This window comes from Bilophila sp. 4_1_30 (assembly GCF_000224655.1).
In the GTDB taxonomy this organism is placed as follows: Bacteria; Desulfobacterota; Desulfovibrionia; order Desulfovibrionales; family Desulfovibrionaceae; genus Bilophila; species Bilophila wadsworthia.
Map to the genome: position 1 here is coordinate 1005474 of NZ_JH114232.1, position 3675 is coordinate 1009148.

Here is a 3675-nt window from a genome sequence, read left to right on the forward strand (position 1 = left end):
TGAGCAGCAGGCAGTAAAGAGCACGCATGGGAAACTCCTTCGTCATGGCGGTGTCCGGGAACCCCCGGCTTTTTGTTCATAGCCAATCTTCGCGTGATGCGCAAATGGGGAGCGGGGGGAGGGGCCGACTTTGTATCGGAATATCAGATAAATGAAATCTCAGCGCGAAGCGCTGTGCCGGAACAGGCTCCTGCCATGCAACCTCCCCACCAGTTGAAAATCTTTGAAGAGGATGGGGGGAGGCTTGGAGGGGGGAAGGGGAAACTTTCTAAAGAAAGTTTCCCCTTCCCCCTCCAAATGGTTACACGGTTCCTACGCCATCCAATACCGGATCAGCGCCACCGTGCCCATGCCGACGGCAAGCGCGCCGAACAAGCTGCCTTTTTTGTACCAGCAGATGAGCAGGGTGGGGATGGTGGCGATAAGGAACAGATTGTCTCCGGTGATGTTGAGCTTGCCGTCCGCGAGCAGCAGATCGGGCGCGACCAGCGCGGCGAGCACGGAAACGGGCACGAAGGAGAGCCAGCGCGTCAGGAGCGGCGGCAGTTCGCGCCCCGCCAGCAGCGTGACCGGCATCACGCGGGGGATGAGGGTCACGAGAGTCATGCCGAGGATACAGAGCAGGAGATCGATGTTCATGCTTTCCTCCTGAGTGCGTCGATGTTGCGGTCGCGGTGGGTGACGAGCAGGGCCCCGATGGTGGAGGTGATGACGCTGGCGATGATGACGTTCCAGCGGCCCGTGTCGCACATGGCGAGGATGACCGAAAGCAGCGCCGAGAGGATGGCCGCCAGCGTGTACAGCCGTTCCTTGCACTGGGGGACGAGCAGGGCGAGGAACATGGCGGGCAGGGCGTAGTCAAGGCCGAACAGCTTGGGATCGGGCAGGAAGTCGCCGGCCACCGCGCCTATGAACGTACCGAGCACCCAGCCGCTGTGGGAGGTTAAGTTGGCGGCGTACACCAGCGGAAGCCGCGCCTTCTCACCTGTGGCCATGGCCATGCTGTGCATGGCGAAAACCTCGTCCGTGAGCCCCCAGCCGATGATGAATTGCTGGAAGCGGGTGAACGGCGCGAACCACGGGGCCACGGCGGCGGACATGAGCACATGCCGCAGGTTGATCACGAACGTCGTGAAAACGATGGAAAAGACGGATGCGCCCATCCCCCATAGGCCGACGGCGATGAACTGCCCGGCTCCGGCATAGACGAGCAGGGAAAAGAGCACGGCGTACACGGCGGGGATGTTGTTCTGTACGGCAAGCACGCCGTACGCGAAACCGAGCGGCACGTACCCCAAAAAGATGGGGAACCCGCGCTTCATGCCTGTAAGGATGGCGGAGGAGGAAGAGGCTTCCGGCTCGGCCATGACGGTTGATTCAATGGTGTCGGACATGATGCTGCTGCGAAGGTTAATGGGGGCTGAAGGCTGACAGGAACGACGCAGGCCTCTTGCCGCAAGGACGAAAAGGTCCCTGTGGAGGGAGACGGAAGATATATCGAAACGCACAGGGCGTCTAGTTGTAAAAAAATCCTTTGAAAAAGCCGGGCTGCGCTTTATCAGCACAATGCCGGGATACCTCGTGCGCTTGCCTCGCGCCGGGGAATGCGGCAAGACGGAAAACATTCTTTTTTCAGGAACGCCACATGCATCCCATACGTTTCATCCATGCCGCGGATCTCCATCTGGACGCCGCGTTTTCCGGCCTGTCCAGGGACATCCCCGCCGAGTTTGCGGAACGCCTGCGCACAGCCACGTTCACCGCGTTTCGACGCCTCCTCGATCTGTGCGAGCGCGAGAGCCCGGATTTCCTGCTCCTCGCCGGGGACGTGTACAATCAGGAGGACGCCAGCGTCTCCGCCCAGCTTGCCCTGCGCGACGGGTTCCGGCGTCTGGAATCCCTGAGTATTCCCGTTTTTCTCGTGCACGGCAACCATGATCCTCTTGCTTCCCGGCTGCGTTCCGTTCGCTGGCCCGGCAACGTGACCGTGTTCGGGGAGCTGCCGGACGCGGTGCCCGTGTTCCGGAAGGGTGAGGAAACGCCTCTCGCCATCATCCACGGCGCGAGCCACGCCTCAGGCCGGGAAACCCGGAACCTCGCCGCGCTCTTCCGGCGCACGGAGGCGTGCGGCCTTCACGTGGGGCTGCTGCACGCCACGCCCGGCGATGCCGATGGAGTGGCCCGGTACGCGCCGTTCTCGCAAGAGGATTTGAAGGCGTCCGGCATGGATTACTGGGCGCTCGGGCACATCCACGACCGCCGCGAGGTCTGCCGGGAACCGCTGGCGGCCTACCCCGGCTGTACGCAGGGGCTGCACATCAACGAGCCCGGCGAAAAGGGGTGCTTGCTGGTGACGGCGGAAGCCCGGCCCGATGGCGGGTATGCCGTGCGCACGTCCTTCCGTCCCCTCGGCCCTGCGGTCTGGAAGACGCTGGAGATGGATCTGGGCGGCGTTGCTTCGCTCGATGAATTGGAAAACCGGCTCCGAACTGGACTGGATCGCGCGGCTGCCGAGGTCTGGTCCGGCTGCGAAATGTTGCTTGTGCGGCTGCGGCTGCAAGGACGCACGGAACTGGACGGGCTGCTTCGCAAGAGGACAACCTGCGCGGAACTGGCGGATCGGCTACGTGAGGACGGCAGCGGCGTGCCCCGGATCTGGATCAAGGATATCGACGTCGCCACCCGGCCCTGTGTGGAGCGGGGGGCTTTGCTGGAGCGCGAGGATCTGCTCGGGGAGGTGTTCCGCCTGTCCGAAGCGGCGCGTACGGCTTCGGGATTGCAAGCTTTGCGGGAAGGCCCGCTGGCTCCGCTGTTCGCGCACGCCCGGGCGGGGAAGGCGCTGGAACCGCTCACGGATGAGGAACTGGCCCGGTTGCTGGACGACGCGGAAAGCCTGTGCCTTGATCTCTTGGAGAACGACTGATGCGTATCCGTTCCTTTCATATCGACGCGTTCGGGACGCTCCGGGATGTGACGGTCGAAGGCCTGCCCGAGGCCGGGGCCGTGTTCCTCGGCCATAATGAGGCTGGCAAATCCACGTTGCTGGATTTTTTCCGTTCCACGCTGGTTGGCTATCCCCGCACCCGTGACGCCCGCGAACGCGGGTATCTTGCGGGGCAATCCGGGTTGCTCGGCGGCAGCCTGACGTTGTTTTCGGATGCGTGCGACGGTGACATCCGGCTGATCCGCCGTCCCAATGTCGCCAAGGGCGAGCCTCTGCTCACGGACGCGGAAGGCCGCCCGCTGGATCCGGCGCTGTGGGAGCGTCTGCTCGGCGGCGTCACCCGCGAGGTGTATGCCAGCGTGTACGGGTTCAGCCTGTCGGAGTTGCAGTCTTTCGCCTCTTTAACATCGGAAGGCGTGCGCAATGCCTTGTACGGTGCGAGTTTCGGCATGGCGGGGCTGAAGTCGCCGGGCGCGGCGCTCAAGAAGCTGACCGGAAGCATGGAGGACTTGTTCCGGGCACGGGGCTCCAATCCACGTTTGTCCGCCGCGCTGAAAGAATGGGATGACGTGCGCCGGGATATGCGCCGGGCCGAAGAGGACGCCGCCCGTTACGACAGCCTCGCCGCCGAACGGGACGCGGCGCAAGGGCGGCTTGCGGCGTTGCGCGAGGAACGCACCGATCGGGAGCGGGAACGCCGGGTGCTGGAGCGCCGCCTTGGGGTCTGGGAG

Annotated in this window: 4 protein-coding genes; 2 read left to right on the forward strand and 2 right to left on the reverse strand. The window is 63.9% G+C overall.

Translation table 11 applies throughout. The features are described from left to right. Positions 1-312: 312 nt before the first annotated feature. The gene (locus HMPREF0178_RS11060) at positions 313-639 is read right to left on the reverse strand and encodes an AzlD domain-containing protein (RefSeq protein ID WP_009733480.1); all 327 of its coding nucleotides are present in this window, start codon (positions 637-639) and stop codon (positions 313-315) included. Next, positions 636-1394, reverse strand: coding sequence for an AzlC family ABC transporter permease (locus HMPREF0178_RS11065; RefSeq protein ID WP_009733481.1), 759 nt, complete (start codon positions 1392-1394; stop codon positions 636-638). Before HMPREF0178_RS11065 ends, HMPREF0178_RS11060 begins: the two co-directional genes overlap by 4 nt. Before the next feature lie 251 nt (positions 1395-1645). On the opposite strand from HMPREF0178_RS11065, the gene HMPREF0178_RS11070 reads away from it, so the two are divergent. Both HMPREF0178_RS11070 and HMPREF0178_RS11075 read left to right on the forward strand, forming a co-directional pair. After that, positions 1646-2923, forward strand: a complete 1278-nt coding sequence (locus tag HMPREF0178_RS11070) for a DNA repair exonuclease (RefSeq protein ID WP_009733482.1) — start codon at positions 1646-1648, stop codon at positions 2921-2923. After that, positions 2923-3675 (forward strand): AAA family ATPase (locus HMPREF0178_RS11075; RefSeq protein WP_009733483.1); only part of this gene is annotated, 753 nt, incomplete at its 3' end. The genes HMPREF0178_RS11070 and HMPREF0178_RS11075, both read left to right, overlap by 1 nt.